Genomic DNA, 2405 nt, shown 5'->3' with positions numbered 1-2405 from the left:
GATTTCAACACCACAATACCGTTACCTACAAAGAATTATTAAAAATGAAAAATAAGGAGTTGCATAATAATGAAGCTATCTCCGGTTACCTCAAAAAATATAGTTGCTGTTGGTTATAATCCTTTTTCTATGATTTTGCGAATCCAATTAAAGCATGGTATGTATGATTTCTTTAATGTACCAGAAAGCATTTATACTGGCCTATTACATGCACAATCTAAAAGTTATTATCATAATACTTACATTAAAAATTCTTTCCGCCACACAAAAATTTAAACTTAACACCCACTAAAAAAGAAAGGAGGTTAATCCTCCTTTCTTTTAAAAACATTTGGCAGATGAATTATCTTCGATTTCTCTTATTAATTTCATCATATGCTTGAATTTGTTTTTTCAAACGCCGATCAGCTTTTTTATCATGCACTACAAGAATTGCGTGTATAACTCCTGGAACCCAAAATATTAATGTTAATATGAAATTTATGATTGCCTGAATTGGTTTTCCACAAAATAATACAGCAACAGGTGGAAGAAAAATTGCTAATAAATACATCATCCCTTGAAAACTCCTTATTTTGTATTTTATATATCACTTTTCAAAATATACGCAAAAAAACCTACTACCATTTTAATCTTAACCTGCCTCTAAAATCAATGTATCTCCTTCTATTTATATAAGTATTTCAGACTTTTCATTGTTTTCTAGCCTATTTTCTTCCTCTATTGCAGTTATTCCAATTGCGGAAATTAACGTTCCTATCGCTTGTATCCAAATACCAATGAGTGCAATGATTCTCTCATCCTTCTTATCAAAAAGACTATCTTTATTTTCTTTCTCATCTTTCAATACATTTAAAACACCTTGATACGCTTGTAATCCAGCTCCTAAACTTTGCATGGAGTTACCCAGTATAATAATTTTCTGTAATACATTTATATCCACCAAAGCTGCTTCTACTCCTAAAAAAGCACCAACCGATTGTAAACTGTTCCCTGTAATGATAAGATAATCATTTTCTTTCAATTGTTCATTTATATTAAAATATATTCCTATTACATTCGATATATTTCCTAATGCTAATAACTCAATTCCTATTTGATCAAGTAATTTACTTTGATTCTCTCTTTTTTCTTCCCCATCATCATAATTGCTCGCAATGATTTGTAATATATACCCGAGGGCTTGTAATGAGCTCCCTACAATAACAAGTTCCGATTCAACTTTCTCTTCTCCAATAAATCCTCTTGTCGTTCCAATAGCAGCTGTAAGATTCCCCCCTACTTGAAACCATGCCCCTGTCACTTTTAAACTGCTTGGATTCATTTTTATCACCTATTCAAATATTTTCTAAAGCTTTCAAAACAAACAAATCTCACCCTTAATCTTTTATTTTATTTTTCAGATGTAATTTTGTGAATGATATAATGTGCTACTAATATAAAAAGCACCTTAAAGGTGCTTTTTATACGCATGCTGGGCATGTCAATGAATCTCCATTTTTATCTATTGTTATATTCAATATATATTCAATCGCTTTATGTGACCAAGTTTCAGGTGTAGGCGATTCATTTATATATTGTGGCGCACATGACTTCAGCATTGGAGTACTAATACTCCCTCCAGGATCTAAAGCAACTACAGCCATGCCATGGGGTAATTCCAGGGCCATAGATTTAGTGATACCTTCAATTGCAAATTTCGAGGCACAATATGGCGCAAGCTCAGCTTCACCTTCTCTCCCCCAACTAGAACTCATATTAATGATAATTCCTTCTTTCCTAGCTACCATTGCGGGAACAAACGCTCTTATTACATTTACTACACCATTCACGTTTACATTCATTACATTTTCGAATTCTTGAGCCGTAATTTTCCAAAGTTGTGCATTTTGATTTACAATCGATGCATTATTTATTATCAGATCGGGAGCCATATGTCTATTAAGTATATAATTTGCCCAATCGTTAACTTGCTGAGAATCTGAAACATCAATTACTTGGAAATCATGTATTTTACTGTACTGTTTTTTTAGTTCTTCAATTTTATTTTTTGAACGTCCACAACCATATATGTTCCACCCTAATTCATGAAATCGATCAACCATCGCACGTCCTAACCCTTGTGTCACGCCTGTAATAATTACAGATTTACTAATTTCTTTTCGCTTCATTTCTCTCATCCTCCTTCCCTATATCTTACTCTCTTCATTTTTATTCAGCGATTTACTATAGTATCAACTCAACTCATACTTTAGTAATGGTTTTGATATTGCATACATAAGCAAAAAAAGTAACCATCATGGTTACTTTTTGCTATATATCTAAAAATTCATTATTTATTTCATTATTGTTTTTACATTTCAACTTCTCTTTTCCACATTTCTTACACTGGTAAATATAAACTA

5 protein-coding genes are annotated in these 2405 nt (G+C 31.9%); 1 reads left to right on the top strand and 4 read right to left on the bottom strand.

The genetic code is table 11. The annotated features are described in order from the left end of the window. Positions 1-69 precede the first annotated feature (69 nt). On the top strand, positions 70-276 hold the full coding sequence (locus tag GBN78_RS29435) for a KTSC domain-containing protein (protein ID WP_000777843.1): 207 nt from the start codon (positions 70-72) through the stop codon (positions 274-276). A 67-nt stretch (positions 277-343) separates the two neighbouring features. Here GBN78_RS29435 and GBN78_RS29430 read toward each other — a convergent pair whose 3' ends face one another. From GBN78_RS29430 to GBN78_RS29415, 4 genes are all read right to left on the bottom strand, one after another. Then, positions 344-556: a YqaE/Pmp3 family membrane protein gene (locus tag GBN78_RS29430; RefSeq protein WP_000990219.1), complete on the bottom strand. Its 213-nt coding sequence runs from the start codon at positions 554-556 to the stop codon at positions 344-346. Positions 557-670: 114 nt separating this feature from the next. Then, complete coding sequence (locus GBN78_RS29425) at positions 671-1324, bottom strand: DUF6944 family repetitive protein (protein ID WP_001070044.1); 654 nt, start codon at positions 1322-1324, stop codon at positions 671-673. Between the two features lie 139 nt (positions 1325-1463). After that, entirely contained in the window at positions 1464-2171 is a 708-nt protein-coding gene (locus GBN78_RS29420) for an SDR family oxidoreductase (RefSeq protein ID WP_000823068.1), read from the bottom strand. A gap of 142 nt (positions 2172-2313) precedes the next feature. After that, positions 2314-2405 (bottom strand): catabolite protein activator (locus GBN78_RS29415; protein ID WP_152128018.1); only part of this gene is annotated, 92 nt, incomplete at its 5' end.

The sequence above is a fragment of the Bacillus sp. B2-WWTP-C-10-Post-4 genome, assembly GCF_009183805.1.
In the GTDB taxonomy this organism is placed as follows: domain Bacteria; phylum Bacillota; class Bacilli; order Bacillales; family Bacillaceae_G; genus Bacillus_A; species Bacillus_A cereus.
The sequence above is the reverse complement of the archived record's forward strand: the minus strand, read 5'-3'. Positions and strand labels throughout refer to the sequence as shown.

What these genes read in the sequence shown, in the direction of transcription:
- GBN78_RS29435 (WP_000777843.1), top strand. Translation starts at nt 70, where the DNA reads ATGAAGCTATCTCCGGTTACCTCAAAAAATATAGTTGCTGTTGGTTAT.
- GBN78_RS29430 (WP_000990219.1), bottom strand. Translation starts at nt 556, where the DNA reads ATGATGTATTTATTAGCAATTTTTCTTCCACCTGTTGCTGTATTATTT.
- GBN78_RS29425 (WP_001070044.1), bottom strand. Translation starts at nt 1,324, where the DNA reads ATGAATCCAAGCAGTTTAAAAGTGACAGGGGCATGGTTTCAAGTAGGG.
- GBN78_RS29420 (WP_000823068.1), bottom strand. Translation starts at nt 2,171, where the DNA reads ATGAAGCGAAAAGAAATTAGTAAATCTGTAATTATTACAGGCGTGACA.